Source organism: Pseudoalteromonas sp. SG43-3, from assembly GCF_014164385.1.
GTDB lineage: Bacteria > Pseudomonadota > Gammaproteobacteria > Enterobacterales > Alteromonadaceae > Pseudoalteromonas > Pseudoalteromonas distincta.
This window is the reverse complement of sequence record NZ_JACJFC010000019.1, coordinates 47888-71347: the sequence shown is the minus strand read 5'-3', so window position 1 is coordinate 71347 and position 23460 is coordinate 47888. Positions and strand designations below refer to the sequence as shown.

The 23460-nt window shown below is 39.4% G+C and carries 23 protein-coding genes; 18 read left to right on the top strand and 5 right to left on the bottom strand.

Translation table 11 applies throughout. The annotated features are described in order from the left end of the window. Positions 1–3 precede the first annotated feature (3 nt). The 13 genes from H5157_RS16360 (at position 4) to H5157_RS16300 (ending at position 12087) form a co-directional block, all read left to right on the top strand. Positions 4–744 (top strand): SURF1 family protein, encoded by a 741-nt coding sequence (locus H5157_RS16360; protein WP_182725084.1) that lies wholly within the window; start codon positions 4–6, stop codon positions 742–744. Next, positions 734–1228 carry a transmembrane cytochrome oxidase associated protein gene (locus H5157_RS16355; protein ID WP_182725083.1) on the top strand — a complete coding sequence of 165 codons (495 nt, stop codon included), beginning with the start codon at positions 734–736 and terminating at the stop codon, positions 1226–1228. Before H5157_RS16360 ends, H5157_RS16355 begins: the two co-directional genes overlap by 11 nt. Positions 1229–1256: 28 nt before the next feature. After that, positions 1257–2246: a heme A synthase gene (locus H5157_RS16350; protein ID WP_165744789.1), complete on the top strand. Its 990-nt coding sequence runs from the start codon at positions 1257–1259 to the stop codon at positions 2244–2246. A gap of 12 nt (positions 2247–2258) precedes the next feature. Continuing rightward, complete coding sequence (gene cyoE, locus H5157_RS16345) at positions 2259–3188, top strand: heme o synthase (protein ID WP_182725082.1); 930 nt, start codon at positions 2259–2261, stop codon at positions 3186–3188. After that, the gene (locus H5157_RS16340; RefSeq protein WP_182725081.1) at positions 3185–3802 is read left to right on the top strand and encodes an SCO family protein; all 618 of its coding nucleotides are present in this window, start codon (positions 3185–3187) and stop codon (positions 3800–3802) included. The genes cyoE and H5157_RS16340 overlap by 4 nt, the downstream gene beginning before the upstream one ends. A 151-nt stretch (positions 3803–3953) precedes the next feature. Beyond that, positions 3954–4226 carry an STAS domain-containing protein gene (locus H5157_RS16335; protein ID WP_002959595.1) on the top strand — a complete coding sequence of 91 codons (273 nt, stop codon included), beginning with the start codon at positions 3954–3956 and terminating at the stop codon, positions 4224–4226. A gap of 8 nt (positions 4227–4234) precedes the next feature. Further along, positions 4235–4597, top strand: a complete 363-nt coding sequence (locus H5157_RS16330; RefSeq protein ID WP_002959593.1) for a response regulator — start codon at positions 4235–4237, stop codon at positions 4595–4597. A 10-nt stretch (positions 4598–4607) separates the two neighbouring features. Next, complete coding sequence (locus tag H5157_RS16325) at positions 4608–6698, top strand: chemotaxis protein CheA (RefSeq protein WP_182725080.1); 2091 nt, start codon at positions 4608–4610, stop codon at positions 6696–6698. After that, positions 6695–7180, top strand: a complete 486-nt coding sequence (locus H5157_RS16320; RefSeq protein WP_002959588.1) for a chemotaxis protein CheW — start codon at positions 6695–6697, stop codon at positions 7178–7180. The genes H5157_RS16325 and H5157_RS16320 overlap by 4 nt, the downstream gene beginning before the upstream one ends. 45 nt (positions 7181–7225) lie before the next feature. Further along, positions 7226–9532: a methyl-accepting chemotaxis protein gene (locus tag H5157_RS16315; protein WP_182725079.1), complete on the top strand. Its 2307-nt coding sequence runs from the start codon at positions 7226–7228 to the stop codon at positions 9530–9532. Positions 9533–9615: 83 nt separating this feature from the next. Continuing rightward, positions 9616–10440, top strand: coding sequence for a protein-glutamate O-methyltransferase CheR (locus H5157_RS16310; protein WP_033020851.1), 825 nt, complete (start codon positions 9616–9618; stop codon positions 10438–10440). Further along, entirely contained in the window at positions 10430–11047 is a 618-nt protein-coding gene (gene cheD, locus H5157_RS16305) for a chemoreceptor glutamine deamidase CheD (protein WP_039489124.1), read from the top strand. The genes H5157_RS16310 and cheD overlap by 11 nt, the downstream gene beginning before the upstream one ends. An 8-nt stretch (positions 11048–11055) precedes the next feature. Next, positions 11056–12087 (top strand): chemotaxis response regulator protein-glutamate methylesterase, encoded by a 1032-nt coding sequence (locus tag H5157_RS16300; protein WP_024596107.1) that lies wholly within the window; start codon positions 11056–11058, stop codon positions 12085–12087. On the opposite strand, the gene H5157_RS16295 is transcribed toward H5157_RS16300, so the two are convergent. Then, a complete protein-coding gene (locus H5157_RS16295; protein WP_182725078.1) occupies positions 12077–13114 on the bottom strand; it encodes a polysaccharide deacetylase family protein in 1038 nt (345 codons plus the stop codon). The genes H5157_RS16300 and H5157_RS16295 overlap by 11 nt on opposite strands. A gap of 42 nt (positions 13115–13156) precedes the next feature. Here H5157_RS16295 and H5157_RS16290 point away from each other — a divergent pair, with 42 nt between their 5' ends. Continuing rightward, on the top strand, positions 13157–14428 hold the full coding sequence (locus H5157_RS16290) for an MATE family efflux transporter (protein ID WP_182725077.1): 1272 nt from the start codon (positions 13157–13159) through the stop codon (positions 14426–14428). A gap of 9 nt (positions 14429–14437) precedes the next feature. On the opposite strand, the gene H5157_RS16285 is transcribed toward H5157_RS16290, so the two are convergent. Beyond that, entirely contained in the window at positions 14438–14707 is a 270-nt protein-coding gene (locus H5157_RS16285; RefSeq protein WP_002959572.1) for a hypothetical protein, read from the bottom strand. A gap of 9 nt (positions 14708–14716) precedes the next feature. Then, entirely contained in the window at positions 14717–15292 is a 576-nt protein-coding gene (gene nfuA, locus H5157_RS16280) for a Fe-S biogenesis protein NfuA (RefSeq protein ID WP_002959571.1), read from the bottom strand. A gap of 146 nt (positions 15293–15438) precedes the next feature. Here nfuA and H5157_RS16275 point away from each other — a divergent pair, with 146 nt between their 5' ends. Then, on the top strand, positions 15439–17994 hold the full coding sequence (locus tag H5157_RS16275) for a M14 family zinc carboxypeptidase (protein WP_182725076.1): 2556 nt from the start codon (positions 15439–15441) through the stop codon (positions 17992–17994). 223 nt (positions 17995–18217) lie between these two features. Here H5157_RS16275 and H5157_RS16270 read toward each other — a convergent pair whose 3' ends face one another. Continuing rightward, entirely contained in the window at positions 18218–18895 is a 678-nt protein-coding gene (locus H5157_RS16270) for a ComF family protein (protein WP_182694083.1), read from the bottom strand. 74 nt (positions 18896–18969) lie between these two features. Here H5157_RS16270 and bioH point away from each other — a divergent pair, with 74 nt between their 5' ends. The 3 genes from bioH (at position 18970) to H5157_RS16255 (ending at position 20965) form a co-directional block, all read left to right on the top strand. Next, positions 18970–19707 (top strand): pimeloyl-ACP methyl ester esterase BioH, encoded by a 738-nt coding sequence (gene bioH / locus H5157_RS16265; protein WP_182725075.1) that lies wholly within the window; start codon positions 18970–18972, stop codon positions 19705–19707. Between the two features lie 90 nt (positions 19708–19797). Continuing rightward, positions 19798–20106, top strand: coding sequence for a hypothetical protein (locus H5157_RS16260; protein ID WP_002959563.1), 309 nt, complete (start codon positions 19798–19800; stop codon positions 20104–20106). 4 nt (positions 20107–20110) lie between these two features. After that, a complete protein-coding gene (locus tag H5157_RS16255; RefSeq protein WP_138489779.1) occupies positions 20111–20965 on the top strand; it encodes a putative metalloprotease CJM1_0395 family protein in 855 nt (284 codons plus the stop codon). Positions 20966–21037: 72 nt separating this feature from the next. Here H5157_RS16255 and H5157_RS16250 read toward each other — a convergent pair whose 3' ends face one another. Then, positions 21038–23365 (bottom strand): Tex family protein, encoded by a 2328-nt coding sequence (locus H5157_RS16250; protein WP_182725074.1) that lies wholly within the window; start codon positions 23363–23365, stop codon positions 21038–21040. Between the last annotated feature and the right edge of the window lie 95 nt (positions 23366–23460).

The following is a 23460-nucleotide window of genomic DNA, read 5'->3' as shown; positions in this document are numbered from 1 at the left end:
TTTATGCAGTTAGTTTTATGGCACAAACAAAAGCTTAGTTCACTAATCACACTTTGTATGGTTGTGGTTGTTGTACTTGTGTGTGTGCGACTAGGATTTTGGCAGTTGGAGCGGGGTGAGCAAAAACAGCAGCAACTAACCGCTATTGCTAAGCAACAGAATCGGGGTGTGGTGAGCTGGTCTCAATTACTTAACCTGCCTGATAGCTGGAACAAAACAGGTGTATTGGTTGAGTTAAAAGGGCGGTTTGTACAAAACCAATATTGGCTTTTAGATAATCAAGTTTATAACGGACAAGTAGGGTACGACCTACTTGCTTTACTAAAGCCAGCCAGCGAAGAAAAAGTGATTTTAGTTAATTTAGGATGGGTAAAAGCGCCTATATCTAGAGATACACTGCCAATGGTTACTCTGCCTACAGGTGTTTTTATTCTTAAAGCGCAAATAAAAGAAAATAACCTAAGTAGCTTTACGCTTGAAGATAAAACTACAAATAACGACTTACCTACAAGAATCCAATCTATCGACTTGAATATGCTGAGCACTCAAAGCCAGCAATCATTAATTAATTTTATGGCTTACAGACAAGGTACTGGTGATGAGATTGCAACACCTCATTATGAGGCCGTTGTTATGAGCCCTCAAAAGCATAATGCCTACGCTGTGCAATGGTTTTTAATTGCTGTTGCATGTGCTGTTGTGGCTATTTTTGCGAGTAAAAAAAGGACACATAATGAAAAATAATCCCCTTTTGTTGTTTGTGGGCTGCTGCGCAATCCCATTGGTTTTGGCATATGGCGCTTTAAAGTTTGATTGGTTGCCTACTGCAATTACTAATAATGGTGAGTTTTTAAGCCAAGAAATAAAACTTAAAAATTGGCCGCAAAATAATCCCAAACAATGGACTATCGCACTTAATTATTCAAACGAATGTAACACCCCATGCAGCGAACAGCTCAATGCACTTAATAACTTATATGTGGCACTTGGTAAAAACCAAGGCAAGGTTGATATGGCTGTAATGGGAAGCCCCGACAATAAAAATCTACCATGGAAAGTTATTACCGAACAACAGAGTTTAAATCCTGCAAGTTTATATTTAATTGATCATATGGGGTTAGTGGTACTTGAATATCCCTTTAAGGTCGAGCCACAAGAAAACCGTTTAGTACAAAAAGGGTTATTAAAAGATCTAAAAAAATTACTTAACTATTCTCGTTCTAGCTAATTAAGTTGAGCTTAAGTTGGAGTATCTGATGTATAAAAATTATAAAAACTTAGTATTAATAACAGGATTACTCGCTTTGATTGTAGTTGCTTTAGGTGCGTACACCCGCTTAAGTGATGCAGGTTTAGGGTGCCCCGATTGGCCTGGTTGTTATGGCTTTTTAACGGTACCTAAGCATGAGGCTGACATAGCCTTAGCAACTCAAAGCTACCCCGATATGATGTTCGAAACCGCAAAAGCGTGGAAAGAAATGATTCATCGCTACTTTGCAGGTGCTTTAGGCTTACTTATTTTAGGTTTATTTGTGTTGGCTTTTTTAAAACGCCAATATCCAACTACGCCAGTTAAATTGCCTTTGGCTTTACTTCTACTCGTGGTATTTCAGGCTGCCCTTGGTATGTGGACAGTAACCATGAACCTTCAGCCGCTTATTGTAATGGGCCACTTATTAGGTGGCTTTAGTATTTTGTCACTTATAACGCTTTTATATTTACGGCTAACCGCAAAACCTATTATGGGTGGCGATAGCGGCGCAAAACGCTATTTTGGTTTAAGTTTAGTAGCGCTCAGTGTATTAATTATCCAAATTGCACTTGGTGGTTGGCTGGCTGCAAATTACGCCGCTCCTCATTGTAGTGGTTTGCCATTGTGTAATTATGCACAACCGTTTTCATTGAGTAGCGTATTTCAATTACCACTTGAGCACAGTAATTATGAGTTTGGTGTGTTATCGCAGCAAGCGCGTATGTCTATTCATTTATTACACCGCATTTGGGCACTGGTTACTTGCATCGTTCTGGCGCTAATTATGTGGAAAATATACAGCCAAGCGTACTCTAAAAAAATTAAAAATTGCGTGGTGAGCGTATTGCTTACCCTGCTTTGCCAAATTAGCTTAGGGCTTATTTTAGTACATTGGCATATTCCGTTGGGAGTTGCACTGGCGCATAACTTGATGGCTGCCATACTATTATTAAGCATGGTTAGGTTGTGTTATTACCTAAAATCACGCACATAAAGGGGAAATATAATGGCACTTATAATTGATAAAAAAATACTGCTACCCGTTAATGCTCAATCGCTAATTTCGCGTACTCATAATTTGCTGCAAGACTACTTAGCAATTAGTAAATTTAAAGTGGTAGCCATGCTGGTACTAACAGCTTGGGTTGGTTTAGCGCTGGCTCCTGATGTAGGGCGAGGTATGGCTGTACAGTTTATTAGCTTGTTAGGTATAGGACTACTTTCTGCTGCTGCAGCGGTTATTAATCATGTGGTTGATAGTGAGATAGACTCAAAAATGGCAAGGACTCGTCATCGTCCTGTGGCTAAAGGGCGCTTAAGTAAAACACATGCGCTTAGCTTTGCAGCTGTTATTGGGGTTGCTGGTTTTATTATGCTAATGGTGTGGGCTAATACTTTAACCGCTATATTAACGTTATTTGCATTGGTAGGTTATGCATTTGTTTATACATCATTTTTAAAGCGTGCAACGCCGCAAAATATTGTTATAGGTGGGTTGGCTGGCGCAATGCCTCCATTATTAGGTTGGGTGTCAGAAACAAACCAAATGGCAGCAGCCCCTTGGTTGCTCGTAATGATAATATTTACCTGGACCCCACCACACTTTTGGGCGCTGGCTATAGCACGAAAAAGTGATTATGAACGTGCTAAAATCCCTATGTTACCAGTAACCCATGGAATCGACTTTTGTAAAACGTGCGTCGTTGCCTACTCTGTTTTACTCGCTGTTGTTTGCGTATTACCTTATTTAATCGGTATGTCTGGATTAATATATTTAATAGGTGCGTGTGTATTAAATGCAGTGTTTATATATAAAGCCGCCAAATTAAAAATTGCTGGAAATGATGAGACTGCAATGGACTTATTTCGTTTTTCGATTATTCATTTAATGGTACTCTTTGTAATCTTATTTATAGATAAATGGCTCCCTTTATGAAGCAGTTATGGCTTGGATTAATTGTTGTTTTTGTTTTGTTTTTATCAGCATGTTCAAATGAAAATAGTCCACCAGATGTAGATGCATTAGTTTACGAAAATGCAAAGCCATTGTCTGATTTTACGTTAAACGATCAGCGCGGCGAATTAGTGACTAAGCAACAATTTGTAGGACAGTGGAATTTAGTATTTTTAGGCTACACAAGCTGTCCAGATATTTGTCCATTAACACTTGCTAAGTTAAATGCTGTTTATAAAAACTTACAAGCAGATTATCCGCTACAAATTTGGTTTTTATCGGTTGATCCAAAACGCGATACACCAGCTAAACGAAAGCAATATATAGATTACTTTAATCCTGACTTTTTAGCTGTATCAGGGGAACATAAACACCTTTTTCCTGTTGTTAGAGAGCTTGGTTTAATTTACGCGATTAGCGATAGTAGTGAATCAGAATATGCAGTTGATCATAGTGCTTCGGTCGCTATGGTTGATCAAAATGGAGCCGTTAGAGCTATTTTTAAACCAGAATTTAAACAAGGTAGTGTGCCATTAATTAATGCGACGACTTTAACGCAAGAGTTTAAAAAAATAGCCGATTACTACAAAAACTAGTTTTTACTTTTTACCAATTTGAAAGGAGCTTTAGGCTCCTTTTTTTGTTTTTTAACGACGATTTAAATTTAATTAAGCATTTTATGGCAATTTTAATAACTAGGGCTAAGCTTTTGTTATGAATTGAATTGACAGGGAATGCACCTACTAAATGCTAAAACTTCCAAGCGAACTTGCTATTACGCAAGTTGAAACACTACATCAAGATTTACTGCACGAACTCAATAGCAACGATGATATCTGTCTTGATATTAACGATGTGATTTCTGCTGATACTGCCTCAATTCAACTTTTATGCGCCTTACAAAAACACCTACTTACCATACAGCACAAAATCATTTGGGTAGGCAGTAGCGAGGCCTTAACACATACAATCAATAAACTTGGCTTAAGCCAATACTTAACAACCGAAAGTAAAAGTTAGGGGTATATATGAAAAGAATTTTAGCGGTTGATGACTCAGCATCGATGCGTCAAATGGTGAGCTTTACATTAAAAACCGCAGGGTTTGATGTAACCGAAGCTAAAGATGGCAGTGAAGCTCTCGCTATTGCCAAGCAGCAAGACTTTGATGCCGTGATCTCAGATGTAAACATGCCAATAATGGATGGAATTACATTAATACGAGAGCTGCGTACTTTGCCTAGTTATAAATTTACACCATTACTGATGCTTACAACTGAGTCGGGTTTAGAAAAAAAAGTAGAAGGTAAAGCTGCTGGGGCAACAGGCTGGATTGTTAAACCATTTAATCCCGATCAGCTACTAGCGGTAATTAAAAAAGTTATTCGCTAAGGAGCGCAGTGTGAGTATAGATTTAAGTCAATTTTTTGAAGTTTTCTTTGAAGAGAGTTTTGAAGGCCTAGATACCATGGAGGCTGAGCTATTAAACTTAGTGCCAGGTGAGGAAGATTTAGAAACTATCAACACTATTTTTAGAGCTGCTCACTCAATAAAAGGAGGCAGTGGGACATTTGGTTTTAGCTCCGTTGCTGACTTTACTCATGTACTTGAAACATTACTAGATCAAATTCGCCAAGGTGAACGAGAGCTTAGTACCGAGCATGTTAATTTATTACTCAAAGCTGTGGATTGCTTACGCGCTTTACTTGCTGCACTTCAAGGTGAACAAGAGCCAGATTTAACCGAAGCAGATTTGTTAAAAGTACAATTTGAACATGTACTTGGAATGAAAAATGAAACACATGAGAATAAACCTCAAAGCTGTGAAGAGCAAACAAGTAGTAATACCTATCAAATAGACTTTAAACCTCATCATCATTTATTTAAAACAGGAAACGAGCCACTGTATATGATCAGTGAGCTTGAAGAGCTAGGTGAGTTAGAAACCACAGTATTTTACGATGAAGTTCCAGAAATCACCGATTTAAGTAGTGATGAATGTTTTTTACATTGGCGCTTTTTTTTAAGCACTAGCCATGATGAAAAAGCCATAAAAGAAGTGTTTGAATGGGTTGAAGACGATGCCGATATAAAAGTTGAATTATGTGGCGGCTTATTTGGCAATGATGAGCCAATACAACCTAATCAAGATGAGATACCTAAAGCTGTTGAGCTTGAAGAACCCGATTCAATAAAAGTAGCTGAGTTACCAAGTAAGCCACAGCAACCCGTTGCTAATAAAGATAAAAAACCTACAAGTGCACCAGAATCTACCTCTATACGTGTTGGCATTGATAAAGTTGATTCGTTAATAAATATGGTAGGTGAACTTGTTATTACACAAGCCATGCTAAATCAACTCAGCGAACAAGAAATCACACCAGCCACAATCACTTTACTACAAGAAGGCTTAGCACAACTTGCACATAATACGCGTGATTTACAAGAAAATGTGATGCGTATTCGTATGCTCCCAATTAATTTTGTATTTAGTCGTTTTCCTCGATTAGTGCGAGATATAGCGCAAAAGCTAAATAAGCAGGTTGAGCTAAAGCTGATTGGAGAGCAAACCGAGCTTGATAAAACAGTAATGGAAAAAATATCTGACCCTATGGTGCATTTAGTAAGAAACTCACTTGATCATGGGTTAGAGACTGTTGAGCAAAGACTGGCGGCAGGTAAAGATCCCGTTGGCACAGTAACCTTAAATGCATTTCATCAGGGTGGAAACATCGTTATTGAAATAATGGATGATGGGCAAGGGTTAAATACAAAAAAAATAAAAGAAAAAGCCATCGCTAACGAATTAATCTCAGCTGATAACCATCTCAATGACGATGAAATAAATGAGCTTATTTTTATGCCCGGCTTTTCGACAATGGATGAGGTAAGTGACTTATCTGGTCGTGGAGTTGGGATGGATGTTGTTAAGCGAAATATCCAATCATTAAATGGCTCAGTGGAAGTAACCTCAGCGCCCGGTGTTGGTTCTACGTTTACTATTAGATTACCCCTTACTCTCGCTATTTTAGATGGGCAATTAGTTAAGGTGGCTCAGCATACTTATATTATTCCGCTCATTTCTATTGTGGAGTCACTGCAAATTGATATTGCAAAAGTGAGTCGAGTGGGTAAAAGCCTTGATGTATTGAGGCTTCGAGACGAATACATTCCTATATTAAGACTCTACGATATTTTTAATCATAAAAATGCTATTGAATCACTCGATAAAACGCTGCTTGTTGTTGTAGAAACAGATAACCAAAAGGTGGGTTTATTAGTTGATGATTTACTGTCTCAACAGCAGGTTGTTATTAAAAGTTTAGAGGCAAACTACCATAAAGTGGATGGCGTATCGGGTGCTACCATTTTAGGAGATGGGCGTGTATCGCTGATTGTGGACATTAGCGGCTTAATAAAGCTCTCAGGCTTAAAAAAGCCAGGTAGCCAAGAACTAACTATTGAAACGCAAGCCACTTTGGAGGCGTTATGAGCTCAGATCAAAGCCAGTTAAGTAACCAATTAAATCTTCAGCAACAGCAAGGTGTAAAACAGTTTTTAACTTTTATTATGGCTGATGAAGAATATGGCGTTGATATTTTAACAGTACAAGAAATTCGCAGTTGGGAAGAAATTACAGTACTGCCCAATGCACCTGAATTTGTAAAAGGCGTTATTAATTTACGCGGAACAATAGTGCCAATTATTGATTTACGGTTGCGTTTTGGATTACCAAGTGTCGACTATGGACCATTAACGGTGGTTATCGTTGTCAAAATAGAATTTGAACTAGGTAGTAAAATTATAGGTGTTGCTGTTGATGCCGTCTCTGATGTTTACAGTATTGCGGAGCAAGATGCGAAAGCGGTTCCTAGTTTGTCTGAATCGAGTAATTGTGAATATGTAGCTGGGTTGGTGAATGTTGGTGAAAAAATGGTAGCGCTAATTGACCTGCAAAAAACAATGAATATTTAGCAAATAGAAACTAAATGAATAATAAACTTAAAGGTGGTGATGAGCATGGGATGGTTTAGTAATCCAAAGCAGTCAAAATCAAGTAATGATTTAATTGTAGACGCATTGAATAAATCATTAGCGGTGATTGAATTTGAACCTAACGGAAAAATAATTACTGCAAATATGAATTTTCTAAACGCGATGGGCTATCGTCTTGAGGAGGTTCAAGGTCAGCATCACTCGATGTTTGTTGACCCAGATGAAGCTCAGGGCAACGATTATAAAAACTTTTGGCAACGCCTGCGTAATGGCGAGTTTATCTCAGATGAGTTTAAGCGTAATGCTAAAGGTGGAACTGAGGTATGGATCCAAGCAACTTATAACCCAATTGTTGATGAGCAAGGGCAAGTATTAAAAGTAGTTAAGTTTGCCACCGACGTGACTGAGCAAAAGTTAATAACAGCAGAAGCCTCAGGGCAAATTAGTGCTATAAGTAAATCTCAAGCGGTTATCGAATTTAATTTAGATGGCACTATTATTGATGCCAATGCTAACTTTTTAAATGCGCTTGGCTATCAACTTAGCGAGATTAAAGGCCAGCACCATAGGCTTTTTATTGATCCCGAACATGCAAATAGTATCGAATATAAAGAATTTTGGGCCAAACTAGGTCGCGGTGAATTTGATTCAGGGGAATATTTAAGAATAGGAAAGCAGGGTCAGGAGGTTTGGATCCAAGCATCTTATAATCCAATTTATGATATGAACGGCAAGCCGTTTAAAGTGATTAAATATGCATCTGATATAACTGAACAAAAAGAGCTTGAAAAGGCATCTCGCAAAGCAGCCGATTTAGCAAATGCGCTTAAAGTTTGCCAAGCAAACGTAATGATTGCTGATGAAAACCTTAAAATAGTATTTGTGAACGACCGTGTTCAGCAAATGCTAAAAGTCCGCGAAAAAGAATTACAAACCGTATTGCCAAGCTTTTCTGTTGATAATTTAATTGGCACCTGTGTTGATGATTTTCATAAGCACCCTAATCATCAACGTGATTTATTAAAAAACCTAGATAAGCCCTATAAAGCCGATCTACTGTTAGCAGGTGTCACTTTTACCTTGATTGCTTCACCTTGGATCAGTCAAGACGGAAAGCATTTAGGCACCATTGTTGAGTGGGAAGATAGAACCAATGAAGTTGCGCTTGAAAAAGAAATCGCTGAGCTTATTGGTGCTGCAGGTAATGGCGAATTAGATACAAGAGTTGCAGAAGACGGGAAGGAAGGGTTCTTTTTACGTTTGGCTCAAGGATTAAATAGCTTAGTTAAAATAGTTGATGATGCCGTTGCCGACACTGGCAATATGCTCGATGCGATGGCAAGTGGTGATTTATCAAAACGTATTGAAAAAGAATACAAAGGTTCATTTGATAAACTTAAACGCGACGCAAATGCTACGGCAGATAAATTAACAGAAGTGATTAATCGCATAAATTCATCGGCAACGTTAGTAGCCAGTGGTGCAGAAGAAATCTCTCAAGGTAATGCAGATTTAAGCCAACGTACAGAAGAGCAAGCCTCGTCACTTGAAGAAACAGCTTCAAGTATGGAGGAAATGACCAGTACCGTTCGTCAAAATGCTGATAACGCAAAAGTAGCAAACGACTTGGCAGAAGAAACCTGTGAAAAAGCGATTCAAGGTGGTGAAGTTGTTAATAGAGCAGTTACGAGCATGTCGGCAATTAATGAGTCGAGCAAAAAAATTGCAGATATTATCGGTGTAATAGACGAAATCGCGTTTCAAACGAATTTATTAGCGCTTAATGCCGCTGTAGAGGCAGCAAGAGCGGGTGAGCAAGGTCGAGGCTTTGCGGTTGTTGCAGGTGAGGTTCGTAATTTAGCGCAGCGCTCTGCGGGCGCAGCGAAAGAAATTAAAGAGTTAATACGAGATAGTGTAGGCAAAGTAGCTGATGGCTCTCAATTAGTTAATGAGTCGGGCGCTACACTTAAAGAGATTGTTGTGTCGGTGCAAAGAGTGACGCAAATGATTTCTGATATTACGGAGGCATCTGAAGAACAAAGTGCGGGTATTGAGCAAGTTAACAAAGCTATTTCTCAAATGGACGAAATGACGCAACAAAATGCCGCTCTAGTAGAGCAAGCCTCTGCTGCTGGTGAGTCTATGGCTGAGCAAGCTAATGAGATGCGCCGATTACTTAACTTTTTCTCAGTAGATCAGCAAGAGATGACAATGATGTCATCAACTATGCGAACCCCTGAACTATCTCATAAGCCGCAAAGTCGTTTTGTGAGTAATAAGCCAAGGGGCGATAACTTTGTAGACTCAGCTGATGAGTGGGAAGAGTTTTAATATTTAGCCTTTTTATGCCTCGTCTAATAAATAGTTACAGCGAGGCACTACTTGTTAGCGTTAGGTTTAATTGGGAGCGGACAATGAAAGAGTTTTTGTGTACCGACCGCGACTTTAAGGAAATTGCCAGTTTAGTTTACAGCGCATGTGGAATTGTATTAGGGGATCATAAGCGAGAGATGGTTTATTCACGCTTAGCAAGACGTATTAGGGAGCGTAAATTAACTGATTTTAAAGCTTACTTAGAGTATTTAAATAGCCATAAAGATCAGGAATTTGATGCCTTTATTAATGCAATAACAACGAACTTAACGTCTTTTTTTCGTGAAATACATCACTTTGAATTTATAAAATCTGAGCTTGTACCTGCTCTTTTAAAGGCAAATAAAAACAGTAAGCGAGTAAGAATCTGGTCTGCAGGTTGCTCCACAGGGGAAGAGCCTTACAGTTTGGCGATGACTTTAAATAACGCATTTCCGAGCAATTGGGATGTAAAAATACTAGCAACCGATTTAGACTCTAATGTATTGGCAAAAGCACAAAAAGGTATTTACACCGCAGCGAATGTTAATGGCTTAGATGACGTGCAACTTAAGCGTTGGTTTTTAAAAAGCAAAGACGGTGAAAATTATAAAGTTAGAGATAAACTAAAAGAGTCTATTTCTTTCAAGCGTTTAAACTTATTACAAGACTGGCCAATGAAAGGATCATTTGATCTTATTTTATGTCGTAATGTTGTTATTTACTTTGATAAAGAAACAAAAGATCAGCTTTTTAAGCGTTACGCCAATATATTAAATGAACAAGGTTATTTGTTTTTAGGTCACTCAGAAAGTATGGGTAAAGAGCATTCGCAATTCAAAAACTTAGGGAAAACTATGTACCAAAAGGGACAAAATGCACGCTGAGTTCAGGCCGGTATTACCTAACTTTGAACATATTAAACGATATTGGGATTCGGGCCGAGGTAGCGTTGTTGCTAAAGTACTTCCGGGTGAGTTTTATGTTTCTAAAAATAATGAACTGATCTCTACAGTTCTGGGTTCGTGTATTGCGGCTTGTGTATACGATGAAGTACTTGGTATTGGCGGGATGAATCACTTTATGTTACCAATTCAAAAGGGAGTAGAACTTAAAAATGCGCATAGTTTAAGTTGTCGGTACGGTAATTGGGCTATGGAGTATCTTATAAACGAAGTTTTAAAAAATGGCGCGTCTCGGTGTAACCTAAAAGTAAAACTTTTTGGCGGGGGGAAAATTATTAGTGCGATGACTGATATAGGGCTGGGTAATATTAGTTTTGCAGCAGCGTATATTAAAGAAGAGGCATTAAATCTAGTTGCCCATGATATGGGGGGGCCGTGGCCGCGAAAAATATTTTTTCACCCGAACACTGGTAAAGTTCATATGAAAAAACTTAAAAACCTACATAATAATACGATTGAAAAACGCGAAGTCCGTTACTTACAAAACCTTAAAAAGCAAGAAGTAGTAACCGATATAGAGCTGTTTTAGGAGTATGCATGATTAAAGTATTAATAATTGACGACTCCCCTTTAATTAGGCGTTTACTCACTGAAATATTACAACAAGCTAAAGACATTACAGTAGTGGGGAGCGCAGAGGACCCCTACGAAGCTCGCGAAATGATAAAAAAACTCAGTCCTGATGTATTAACGCTCGACGTAGAAATGCCAAAAATGGATGGTATTAGTTTTTTAAAAAACCTAATGCGATTAAGACCAATGCCAGTAGTGATGATTTCAACACTGACACAAAAAGGCTCTCCTATTACACTAGAAGCACTCGAATTAGGAGCTGTTGATTTTATAGCTAAGCCCACTAATAACGTAAGAGAGCAATTGAGCCAATATGCATCACTTGTCCAACAAAAGGTGCGAATAGCTGCTGGAGCAAGAGTAAGAAGCTATAAAAAAACGGTCGTCACAAATGAGCCTATTAATACTCATTCTCAGTTTTTACTTAATAAAGTAATAGCGATAGGTGCTTCAACGGGGGGGACTGAGGCTATAAAAGAAGTGCTTATTAAAATGCCACAAAATTGCCCGCCAATTGTAATTACTCAGCATATTCCTCCTGTGTTTAGCGCTTCATTTGCTGAGCGAATGAATCGTACATGCACGATAAATGTGAAAGAAGCTGAACATGGCGATAAGCTTAGCGCAGGCTGGGCTTATATAGCACCGGGTGGGTTTCATTTAAGTATTAAAAAACGAGGTGTTAGCTTGTATTGCCAGCTTGATGATGGCGAGCCGGTGAACAGACATAAACCTGCGGTAGATGTGTTGTTTAACTCATTAGTTGAAACTGGGGCTAAAAACGTAGTTGCAGCCATACTAACAGGAATGGGGAGTGATGGCGCAAAAGGTTTACTTGCACTAAAACAAAACGGAGCACATACCTTGGCTCAAGATGAGTATTCGTCTGTGGTATGGGGTATGCCTAAAGCAGCTGCTGAGCTAAATGCAGCTGACGAGATAGTTGCGCTGGATAAAATAACCCAGCGGCTTTTACATCAGGCCGTTAAGGTTTAGATGCTTCAATTACCCAAGGCTGCGAAAACCAAAAGTAATCGCCAGGGCTTGAAATAGAAGGGGCCGTGCAATTAAAACGAGAACGCCCTTTATTAAGCACCTTTGGTGAGGTGATTTCGACAGTATTTTTAGTTATCCATTTTAAATCTGCTTGGCCTACGCTTGATACATAACAGGCAAATTGGCTCTTATGAAAATCACCCATCTTAAATTCCATTGTGAGCGTGGGTGGATTTTGCTGTGTAACGCTATCTTGATAAGTTAAATTGGTGATATTAAACGCGCGTGAGTTAAGCTTAGTAATAAGGGTTTCTAGCTTGCTGTAAAAGCCTGATGCAGGAAAACGCGGCAAGCGGCTAAAATTAGAATCTTTATTTACAGCGCCTGAGTGCTGGCCAATACCTACAAAGCCAAGCTCTGTCACGAGTGCTTGCAGCTCGTTATTAAACTCACCATACGGGTATGCTAAGTATTTATAGTTGTGGCCTATTTCTTCTTTTATGCGCTTTTGAGAGTTAAGAATATCTTGCTTAATACGTGATTGCCATTGTGCATCGGTTTCGTTTTCAAGCTTAAGGTGTAAGTAATCATGCTGTCCGCTATGATTGGCTATTAATGCCCCTTTTTTAGATAATTCTTTGAGCTTATCCCACCCCATTACGTAACTCATACCTTCGTCTATTAATTTAGGATTTACAAAGATAGTGTACGGGTAGCCAAACTTTTCTAAAATAGGTGCGGCTTGTTCATAGTTATTGTTATAACCATCATCAAAGGTGATGGCGAGTGTTTTATCAGGTAAAGTTTCACCTTGTTGAAGCGCGCTAACTAACTCATTAAGAGGAATAACGTTAAAGTTGTGCTCTTTTAAATAGCTTAAATGCTCCGTAAATGTATTTGCGCTAACGCTCGTGACAGCGGGTAGGGTTTCACTAACATGATGATACTGTAAAATAATGGCTGCTTGAGCCCGCACAGATATACTAATGAGGATAAATAACACTAAATGAAACAATTTCTTATACATAATAAGGCACACCATAAAAGCTTGCTGTTGTTAGCGGGTCCGATGATACTATCAAATATCACAGTGCCGTTGTTAGGAATTGTTGATACTGCTGTAATTGGGCACTTAGGAAGCGCTCATTACTTAGCTGGAATTGCCCTTGGCTCTGCAGTTATATCTATTTTATTTTGGCTTGCTGGTTTTTTAAGAATGAGCACCACGGGACTCGTGGCACAAGCATACGGAAAAAACGATTTAACCCAACTTGCCGCTTTACTTAAACGAAGCCTATTGCTTGCAAGCGCAGTGGCCGTGCTATTAATTGTGTTATCCCCATTAATAAAGCACGCTATAGCTTACCTCTCCGCAGCTAATAGCGACGTACTTAACCAAGCTTATCAGTATTTTAGCATTCGTATTTTTAGTGCTCCAGCAGCATTATGTAATTTAGTGTTACTGGGTTGGATGCTCGGTGTGCATTATGGTCGAGGTCCATTTTATTTATTACTCGTCACTAATATCGTTAATATAGTGCTCGATATTTATTTTGTTGTTTATTTAGATTGGGCAGTTGCAGGCGCTGCATGGGCGTCACTTATTGCTGACTATACAGCACTAGTATTTGCACTGTTTTTAGTGGCTAAACTAGCTAAAAAACAAGACATTGATCTAAATGTACCGAATTGGTTGAGTATTAGCAAAATGGCTGAATTATTGAGTTTGAATAGAGATATATTTATTCGCTCTTTAATACTGCAATTATGCTTTAGTTTTATGACATTTTACGCGGCGCGTATAGGCGAAACCACATTAGCTGCTAATGCTGTTTTACTTAACTTTTTAATGTTGGTGAGCTTTGCTCTTGATGGCGTTGCTTACGCCTCTGAGGCAAAAGTAGGGCAAGCGAAAGGCCAAGGAAGTGTTAAAAACATAGAGCTGTGGGTTAAAATAAGCGTATTTTGGGGTATGCTTTTTGGTGTGTTATATAGCCTATTTTTTGCATTATTTGGCAACACCATAATCAAGCTTTTAACCAATGTGCCAGAGGTTATTCAAGAGGCAACGTATTATTTACCATGGATAATAGTATTACCAATTTTGGCCATGAGTTGCTTTTTGTTTGATGGTGTTTTTGTAGGGCTTACGCGAGCAAAGAACATGCGTAACAGTATGATACTTTCAGCTGGAGTTGGCTTTTTTGGTGTGTTTTGGGTGTTTATAGACTTGCAAAATAACGGGTTATGGCTGGCTATGAGCTGTTTTATGTTAATGCGCGGGGTTACATTAATAATTAAATATCACCACTTAAAAATAAATAATCAGCTATTAGATTAAATAAATGGTTTATTTCCAGAGATCGGGGTCATGGTGTTTAGGGCCCATATCTTTTAAAACTTGTGAAAAACGATTAGCAAAAATACCGCAGTAGCCCCAACCGGCAAAAAATAATGCGGGGAGTAAAATTATAACGCCAATTATTTGTAAGCTGTAGTGGGTGTAATACCCAATAGATATGAATATCACGGCTAGCACAAACAGTGCTAAGCCGCGAAAAAAGCGCTTTAAGCTCAGCTTAGGATTGCTCCCTAAGCGATAGATAAGCTGCTTTAGCATTTACAAGGCCTAATAGTAAGAGTGATCGCCCGCTTCGTGCTCTGTTATATCAGCAACACCGGTGATTTCTTCAAACTTAGCTATCATTTCTTTTTCAATGCCTTCTTTTAGTGTTACATCGATCATAGAACAACCGTTACAACCACCACCAAACTGAAGTATAGCTATACCTGCAGCTGTAATCTCAACAAGGCTTACTTGACCACCGTGGTTAGCAAGTTGTGGATTTACTTCGGTTTCTAGCATGTGCTGTACACGTTCGTTTAACGATGCATCGTCACCTATTTTACGCGCCTTTGCATTTGGTGCTTTTAGCGTTAACTGAGTACCCATTTTGTCGGTAACAAAATCGATTTCAGCTTCTTCTAAAAATGGAGCACTTTCTGCATCTACAACGGCATCAAAACCGTTAAAGTTTAGGCGAATATCGCTCGCTTCTACAGCGTCTTCTGGACAATAAGACACACCACATTCCGCTTGTGATGAACCAGGGTTTACAACAAACACACGAATATTGGTTTGTTGTGATTGATCTGCTAATAGTTTAGCAAAATGCGCTTGCGCTGTTTCGGAAATAGAAATCATAAAACCATCTATACTTGACTAAATTACTCGGATACTGCGTATCATACTCCGCTCATCGTGTTGCGGCTAGTGTTGAGCGTAAAAAGTTGGCATCTATTTTAAGCAATGGTAGCGTGCAAACAACGAACATTTTTTGAGTGATTTATATGCGTTTGGTATTAACATTAATGGTGGTGTTGCTTAGCTTTTCAAGTGTAGCTAAGCCACTTTCGTATTATTTTGAACAAGATGTAAAATTTGACCCTTCAATTCCTACTCCTGAGCAAGTACTCGGTTACGAAGTAGGAGAGTGGCACGTGAGACATGATCAGCTCGTACGTTATATGGAAATACTTGCTGATAAAAGCGACCGTATAAATTTTGAAGTGATTGGCCGCACACATGAACAACGCCCCCTTGTCATGCTAACAATTACAGCAGCTGATAAGTTATCAAGCATAGAGCAGACACGCCAAGCTCACTTAGCACGCTTAAGTAACGATGGATCAGATGCTAATTCTACAAAACAGCCTGCCGTTGTATGGATGGGGTATAGTGTGCATGGTAATGAGTCATCAGGTAGTAACTCATCTTTGCTGGTGGCGTATTACTTAGCTGCTGCACAAGGCGCTGAAATAGATGAGTTATTAAATAACACGGTTATTTTACTCGACCCTTCGCTTAATCCTGACGGACTTGCTCGTTTTGCTAATTGGGCCAACAGTAACCGAGGTATGAATTTATCAAGCGACCCTAAAACTCGTGAACATGTTGAAAACTGGCCAAGCAGTCGTACCAATCATTACTGGTTTGATTTAAATCGTGACTGGTTATTACTACAACACCCTGAATCGCGCGCGCGTATTGCTAAATTTCATCAGTGGAAACCAAATGTCTTAACCGATTTTCATGAAATGGGACCAAACAGCAGTTACTTTTTTCAGCCAGGTATTCCTAGTCGTAAGCATCCTATAACACCGGATGAAAATGTGACGTTAACTAAAGCGATTGCTAACTATCACGCAAAAACGTTAGATGAAAACAACGCACTGTACTTTACTGAAGAAAGCTTTGACGACTTCTATTACGGTAAAGGTTCAACCTATCCCGATGTAAATGGTGGCATAGGCATTTTATTTGAGCAAGCAAGTTCTCGCGGGCATATCCAAGACACTATAAATGGACCTTTGAGCTTTCCCTTTACTATTAAAAATCAACTATTAACGAGTTTATCTACCTTTAAAGCCGCTGTTGATAACCGCCAAGCATTACTTGATTACCAAGCTAAGTTTTATAATCAAGCTACTGATTTAGCCAGTGATGAAAGCTTTGAAGGTTATGTTATTGAGGGCGCGGATGACAACACTCGTATTAAAGATTTTTTAGGGTTGTTGAAACAGCATCAAATAGATGCTTTTTCGCTTACTAAATCACTCAAGGCAAATGGCAACAACTATACAACCAATAGCTACTTTGTGCCCTTAGCCCAGCCACAGTACCGCCTAATAAAAGCTATTTTTAGCGAGCAAAAAAACTTTGCTGATAACACCTTTTATGACGTATCTGGCTGGACTTTAGCGCATGCGTTTAACTTACCTTTTGCAAAAGTAAAAAGCAGTTGGGGTTTAGAGGTTGCAAGTACACCGTGGCAAAAAGCGGTAAAACCTTCTTTTGCTTCACTTGAGCAAGGCTATGCGTTTGGCTTTTCGTGGGATGATTACCTAGCACCTAAAATGCTAAACAGCCTGTTAAAGCAAGGTATTAAAGCGCGTGTAGCGCTAAGCCCATTAACAGCCAAATCAAACTCAAGTGAAGTAAGCTTTGATGCTGGTAGTATTATTGTGCCAGCAGGCTTACAAACGAATAATGATTGGGTTGGAATATTAAATAAAGCACAAAGCGAGTTTGGAATTGCAATCAAGCCTATTAACTCAGGGCTTACAAGCAAAGGAGCCGATTTAGGGTCTCGTACAATGGCGGTTGTTAGCGAGCCAAAAGTATTATTGGTAGGTGGTAAAGGCGTAAGCCAGTACGAAGCTGGGGAAGTATGGTATTACCTCGATCGCTTTGTAGGTGTTGCGCCAACAATTGTTGAAATGGAGCGTTTAAACTCTATTGAACTCAGTAATTACAGCCATATAGTACTTGCTCATGGTAACTACAACAGCTTATCTGATACCGACAAAGTGGCTATAAAAAGCTGGATAAGAAAAGGCGGCGTTATTTGGGGTCACAAAGGCGGCGCTAAATTTTTAGCTGATCAGCAATTACTCAAAGCAAGCTATCTATCAAGACAAGATGTAGCGAGTGCATTTAAAACGACAGGTTTAAGTTATGGCGATAAGGACCATTTAGCAGGACGTCAACGCATTGCAGGAGCTATTTTTAATACTAATGTAGATTTAACTCATCCGCTTACATTTTCACTTAAGCGCAATACATTGCCCGTATTCAAAAACAGTACTTGGTTGCTAGAAGCTTCCGATGCACCGTTTGTAAATGTACTTACCTACACTAAAAACCCATTATTGGCAGGTTTTACTGATGCCGTTAATGTTGATCAAGTTGTTGGTGGTGCTGGCTTAATTGCGCACTCATATGGACGAGGTACAGTAATAGGCATGACCGACGACCCTGTATTTAGGGGTTACTGGTATGGGACTAGTCGACTACTAAGCAATGCGTTATTTTTTGGTCATACGTTTCGTGCAAATGGCGAATAATACCAATTCGCTTAATTAAGTAATCTATTTTGAGGATGGAAAAACGCGTTGATAGCTAGGCAAAAAATTCGCTATTTAGTTGTTCTCGGCAATTTCTTCTGCATTGCTCTACCTTCTGCATCCATGCAGTCGTAAATGAGAATTTTTTAACACAGGTAGCGACACGTTTAGCCCCGCAAAATGATTAAGTATTATTGCGGATTGGTTTAATACTTTTTAATAATTAAATAGGCGTTAAGCAAGTTGTAAAAGCCCACACTTGTTTAGCGCCTGCTTGTTTTAGTGCACTAGTAGCTGCGTTTAATGTTGCCCCTGTCGTCATCACATCATCAACAATAGCGACTGTTTTACCGGCCATATCCTGTGTACAAATAAAGGCATTTTTTAAGTTTCTTATACGCTTTGCTTTGGATAGCTCCGACTGAGCTTGTGTTTTTTTATCGCGAATAAGAACATTACTTAGTGGGGCGTAATTAGCTAAACAGGGTTGCCAAACTTGGCTTACCTGATTAAATCCACGAGTAATAAAGCGGCTTTTATGAAGAGGTAAAATAATAAAGGTATCTGGCAAGTTAGGGCTTTGCTCAAAAAACTGCGTTAACTGTTTTTGTATAATTTGCTGCAATGCCTTTTTATAATGAATTTGATTATTAAATTTTAGCCTTTTAAGCCAATGCTCAAAGGGAGGCTGATAAAAAGCGCATGCAAATAATTTATCAAACTCGCAATTAGGAAACATCTCAATAATATCAGGTCGATGCAATAAACTCGTATGCTTACTAAAATCAAACAATGGTAAATCTTCAAGGCAATAATCACATAGCCCTAAAGAGGTCGCAATCGAGTTTTGACACTGCACGCAATAAGAGGGAAATAACCAATTTAAAACGGCTTGTTTCACAGACTCGCTCCTTGCATTGCAATCGCCTTTTTAAACGTTATGATGAGCCTAAGTTTGGTAAAGGTTAGGCAAATATGCAAAATGAGTTAGTGTTATTACATGGTTGGGGAATGAATCAGGGCGTATGGCAGTTAGTACAGCCAGAACTTGAGTTTTTATATTCAGGAAATGTACGTAGCCATGACCTACCTGGGTTTGGTAATAGCGATGTGTGCCCAAGCCCTTATACTTTGCATGATGCAGCAGAAATTTTGAGTAAGCAATTAAAGCCGAAGAGCATTTTAATGGGATGGTCGTTAGGTGGATTATTTGCACTTTATATTGCGAAGCATTGGCCTGAAAAGGTATCTAAAGTTATTTTAATAGCATCGACTCCTTTTTTTGCAGAGGCAGATAATTGGCCTGGAATAAAAGCGAATGTATTGGCGCAGTTTAAAGAGCAGTTAGTTAATCATCGAGAAAAAACAATAGAGCGCTTTTTAGCTATTCAAGCAATGGGTAGCGAGTCGGCGCGTGATGATATAAAGCAGCTTAAACAATTGCTAAATCAGTACAGCACACCCCAAAGCGATGCCCTGAGTGCTGGTTTAGATATTTTACAAAACGACGATTTACGTGACTTATTTACTCATTGCCCAGTCCCTATTAGAGGAGTATTTGGCCGGCTTGATGCTTTAGTACCTTATAAAGCTATTAGCAAAATGTCAGCACTAAATACTGAGTTTGAATATGAAGTACTAGATAAAGCATCCCATGCACCATTTATTTCTCATAAAAGTGAGTTTTTATCTGTCGTTAAATCAATGCTTTAAAATAGAGCTAAGAATAGCGCTGTTTAAAGCTTTATTTTGAGCAGAACCTGAGCGATAATTAAACAATGTTTATTTGGTGGAGGTTTTAATATGCCAATCGGATCAGTATTTAATAGTGGTATAGAAGGGTTTAACCGAGCTAGCCAAGGTATTGAAAAAGCCAGTGCTGAGATTAACCGTGCCAGTATAGAACAACAAGATGACGCGCAATTAGCGCAGCAACGTCAGCTTACGGCAGCACGCCCTGAAGAGGCGATTACTGCACCAGTAGCACAACCAGCTCGTGTTGATGAAGCGCTTGTTAACTTAAAAGTTGAAGAATTTAATGCCAAGGCAAACACGCAATCAATTCAAACGGCCGATGATGTACTTGGCACGTTAATCGATATTAAAGTTTAGTATCATGAATATTGTCACGCCATTTCCGTCTATCAATATAAACACCGCAAATGTTTATACGGAAACCGCACGGCGTGACAACCAACTACGCGAAGTTATTCCGGCTCCCGCATCTAGTAGCGCAAGTAATACAGAAACCAAAGCGCAAAGTGATGCTGAAAAAGCAAAATTGCCAGGCAGTAGCGATGGTGCGACGTATAACGCAACGGGAAAAATAGCAGACGAAAAGTCAGTTCAGCAGCGCGATGGAAACTCAGAAAATCCTGAGGGCACTGAGCAAGAAAGTGAAGCAATCGAGAAAAAAGAATCTGAGCAAGAAGAGCTGCAATTAGAACAAGAACAACAACAAATTACAGAGCTAAAAGCACGGGATACTGAAGTACGAATACACGAACAAGCACACGCTTCTGTAGGCGGGCAATATGCTGGCTCGCCAAGCTATGAATACCAACGTGGCCCAGATGGTACTAACTACGCAGTTGGCGGAGAAGTACAAATAGATGTATCAGAAATTCCGGGTGACCCGCAAGCGACTATAGACAAAATGCAAACGGTACGCGCTGCCGCATTAGCGCCTGCAGAGCCTTCAGGAGCTGATCGCTCTATTGCTGCAGATGCTACGCAAAAGCTAGCAGCGGCTCAAGCTGAGCTTGCACAACCTGAAAAAGAAGACGACGAAGACGCAAAAAGTAAACTTGAAGCGTCATTCTCTAGCGATGAAAGCAGCGATACAAAAACAGCTAAAAGTGACGAGCAAACACGTGATGCCGATGTTGAAGCACGGGCGGGGCGTATTGCTAACTTTTATCAAATGGCTACATCGCCAGCGAGCCAAAGTAGTTTTTCAGCGTTAAGTTAATAATTTAGCAAAACATAACCACAAAAAAACCGCTTACGCGGTTTTTTTCGTTTTAGCTTAGTTGTACAAGTATTATTTTTTTACTTTAGCATTAGCGAACGCATCGGCAAATGCATTGCCCATTAACGCATTACCGTTGTCACGTTTAGGCTTTGCAGCGCGAGGTTGCGAATTATTAGCACGTGCTTGTGGCTTTTGCGTAGCTGGAGCTGCTGACTTATTACTTGTGTCAATATCGTCATCTAAGCGCATAGTAAAGCTTATGCGTTTACGTGCAGCGTCTACTTCAACAACTTTAACCTTTACAATATCACCAGCTTTAACAACTTCACGCGGATCTGATATAAATTTATTCGTGATTGCTGAAATATGCACTAAACCATCTTGGTGAACACCTACATCAACAAACGCACCAAAATTAGCAACGTTTGAAACCACGCCTTCTAAAATCATACCTGGTTTTAGGTCACTAATTTTTTCAACACCGGCTTTAAACTCAGCTGTTTTAAATTCAGGTCTAGGATCTCGACCAGGTTTATCAAGCTCAGTAATAATGTCGGTAACGGTTGGTAAGCCAAACTTTTCGTCAGTGTAATCGTTAGCAGCAAGTTTAGTTAAAAAGTCGCTGTTACCAATTAGGTTACTGACATCTAAGCTATTGCGTTCACAAATGCGTTTAACAACAGGATAAGCTTCAGGGTGTACTGATGAGTTATCTAGTGGATCGCTACCATTGTTAATACGTAAAAAACCAGCCGCTTGTTCAAATGCTTTTGGCCCTAAACGCTCAACCTTTTTAAGCTCACTACGTTTAGTAAATGTGCCGTTAGCATCGCGATAATTAACGATATTTTGCGCTAATGTTTTGTTTAAGCCAGATACGCGTGTAAGTAAGGGTACCGAGGCCATGTTTAAATCTACGCCTACTGAGTTTACACAGTCTTCAACTACTGAAGTAAGGCTCTGGCCTAATTGGCTTTGCGATACATCATGTTGGTATTGGCCAACACCAATTGATTTTGGCTCAATTTTAACAAGTTCAGCAAGAGGATCTTGAAGGCGGCGTGCAATAGAGACAGCCCCTCGTATAGAAACATCTAAATCTGGAAATTCATTAGCTGCAAATTCAGAAGCTGAGTAAACCGATGCACCTGCTTCGCTAACCATAATTTTACTAAGTTTAAGTTCGCTGTTTGCTTTGATAAGCTCAGCAACCAACTTATCTGATTCGCGTGATGCAGTACCGTTACCAATCGCAATTAGCTCAACTTTATGCTGACGGCAAAGTTGCTCTAACGTACGCACTGATTTATCCCAATGATTTTGTGGTGCATGAGGGAAAATAGTTTGTGTAGCTAGTAATTTACCTGTGCTATCAACAACGGCAATCTTACAGCCAGTACGAAGGCCTGGATCAAGACCTAAAGTAGTACGAGGGCCTGCAGGTGCAGCCATTAATAAATCTTTTAAGTTTTTAGCAAATACATCTATTGCACCGGCTTCTGCTTTTTCGCGCATTGCTGCAAAAAACTCATTCTCTAGGTGTAACCCTAGCTTAACTTTCCACGCCCATTGAACAACGTTTAATAACCAAGGACTTGCCGCTTTATATTTAATATCTAAACGGTAATGCTCAGCAATCATGTTTGCACATAATTGTGCTGAATTTTCAGCACTAGGTTCAGGGTTTATATTTAACTGAAGTACACCTTCATTTCGAGCTCTAAGCATTGCAAGCGCACGGTGAGAAGGTACTTTTTTAAGAAGTTCTTGATGCTCAAAGTAATCACGGTATTTTGCACCGGCTTGCTCTTGGCCTTTAATCACAGTACTTTCAATTGCGCCATTTTGGCTAATGTGGCTTCTAAATTTAGCAAGTAATTTTGCGTCTTCAGCAAAGCGTTCCATTAAGATGAATTTAGCGCCTTCAAGTACCGCTTTTGTATCTGCAAAACCTTTTTCAGCACTTACAAACTGTTCCGCTTGTTGCTCTGGGTCAAGGTTAGCATCTTTAAATAGTGCATCTGCAAGAGGCTCTAAACCAGCTTCAATTGCTATTTGGCCTTTAGTGCGGCGCTTAGCTTTATATGGTAGGTATAAATCTTCAAGTTCTGTTTTACTTTGTGCATTGGTTATATCGGCACTTAGCTCTGGCGTTAATTTATTTTGCGATTCGATTGTCGATAAAATAAAACTACGGCGCTCTTCTAGTTCACGTAAATACGATAAACGCTGCTCTAAAAGGCGTAGTTGGGTGTCGTCTAGGCCGCCTGTAACTTCTTTTCTGTAGCGGGCAATAAAAGGAACAGTTGCGCCTTCATCAAGTAACTTTGTTGCAGCAACAACCTGTTGCTGCTGTGCGTTTAACTCACCGGCTAAACGTGCAGAGATATCGCTCATGCAAAAACCTTTTTATACAATAAAATAAGACCAGAAGCGTGTTACTGGCGCTGTTAATTGCTTGAATAATATCACAGGAGGTAGTAATGAAAAGC

Bases quoted from the DNA above. Each gene is read 5' to 3' on its own strand.
- H5157_RS16290 (WP_182725077.1), top strand. From the start codon at position 13,157: ATGATACTATCAAATATCACAGTGCCGTTGTTAGGAATTGTTGATACT.
- H5157_RS16315 (WP_182725079.1), top strand. From the start codon at position 7,226: ATGGGATGGTTTAGTAATCCAAAGCAGTCAAAATCAAGTAATGATTTA.
- cyoE (WP_182725082.1), top strand. From the start codon at position 2,259: ATGGCACTTATAATTGATAAAAAAATACTGCTACCCGTTAATGCTCAA.
- H5157_RS16355 (WP_182725083.1), top strand. From the start codon at position 734: ATGAAAAATAATCCCCTTTTGTTGTTTGTGGGCTGCTGCGCAATCCCA.
- H5157_RS16360 (WP_182725084.1), top strand. From the start codon at position 4: ATGCAGTTAGTTTTATGGCACAAACAAAAGCTTAGTTCACTAATCACA.
- H5157_RS16275 (WP_182725076.1), top strand. From the start codon at position 15,439: ATGCGTTTGGTATTAACATTAATGGTGGTGTTGCTTAGCTTTTCAAGT.
- H5157_RS16255 (WP_138489779.1), top strand. From the start codon at position 20,111: ATGAATATTGTCACGCCATTTCCGTCTATCAATATAAACACCGCAAAT.
- H5157_RS16350 (WP_165744789.1), top strand. From the start codon at position 1,257: ATGTATAAAAATTATAAAAACTTAGTATTAATAACAGGATTACTCGCT.
- H5157_RS16320 (WP_002959588.1), top strand. From the start codon at position 6,695: ATGAGCTCAGATCAAAGCCAGTTAAGTAACCAATTAAATCTTCAGCAA.
- H5157_RS16330 (WP_002959593.1), top strand. From the start codon at position 4,235: ATGAAAAGAATTTTAGCGGTTGATGACTCAGCATCGATGCGTCAAATG.
- H5157_RS16285 (WP_002959572.1), bottom strand. From the start codon at position 14,707: ATGCTAAAGCAGCTTATCTATCGCTTAGGGAGCAATCCTAAGCTGAGC.
- bioH (WP_182725075.1), top strand. From the start codon at position 18,970: ATGCAAAATGAGTTAGTGTTATTACATGGTTGGGGAATGAATCAGGGC.
- H5157_RS16295 (WP_182725078.1), bottom strand. From the start codon at position 13,114: ATGTATAAGAAATTGTTTCATTTAGTGTTATTTATCCTCATTAGTATA.
- H5157_RS16250 (WP_182725074.1), bottom strand. From the start codon at position 23,365: ATGAGCGATATCTCTGCACGTTTAGCCGGTGAGTTAAACGCACAGCAG.
- cheD (WP_039489124.1), top strand. From the start codon at position 10,430: ATGCACGCTGAGTTCAGGCCGGTATTACCTAACTTTGAACATATTAAA.
- H5157_RS16260 (WP_002959563.1), top strand. From the start codon at position 19,798: ATGCCAATCGGATCAGTATTTAATAGTGGTATAGAAGGGTTTAACCGA.
- H5157_RS16335 (WP_002959595.1), top strand. From the start codon at position 3,954: ATGCTAAAACTTCCAAGCGAACTTGCTATTACGCAAGTTGAAACACTA.
- H5157_RS16300 (WP_024596107.1), top strand. From the start codon at position 11,056: ATGATTAAAGTATTAATAATTGACGACTCCCCTTTAATTAGGCGTTTA.
- nfuA (WP_002959571.1), bottom strand. From the start codon at position 15,292: ATGATTTCTATTTCCGAAACAGCGCAAGCGCATTTTGCTAAACTATTA.
- H5157_RS16310 (WP_033020851.1), top strand. From the start codon at position 9,616: ATGAAAGAGTTTTTGTGTACCGACCGCGACTTTAAGGAAATTGCCAGT.
- H5157_RS16340 (WP_182725081.1), top strand. From the start codon at position 3,185: ATGAAGCAGTTATGGCTTGGATTAATTGTTGTTTTTGTTTTGTTTTTA.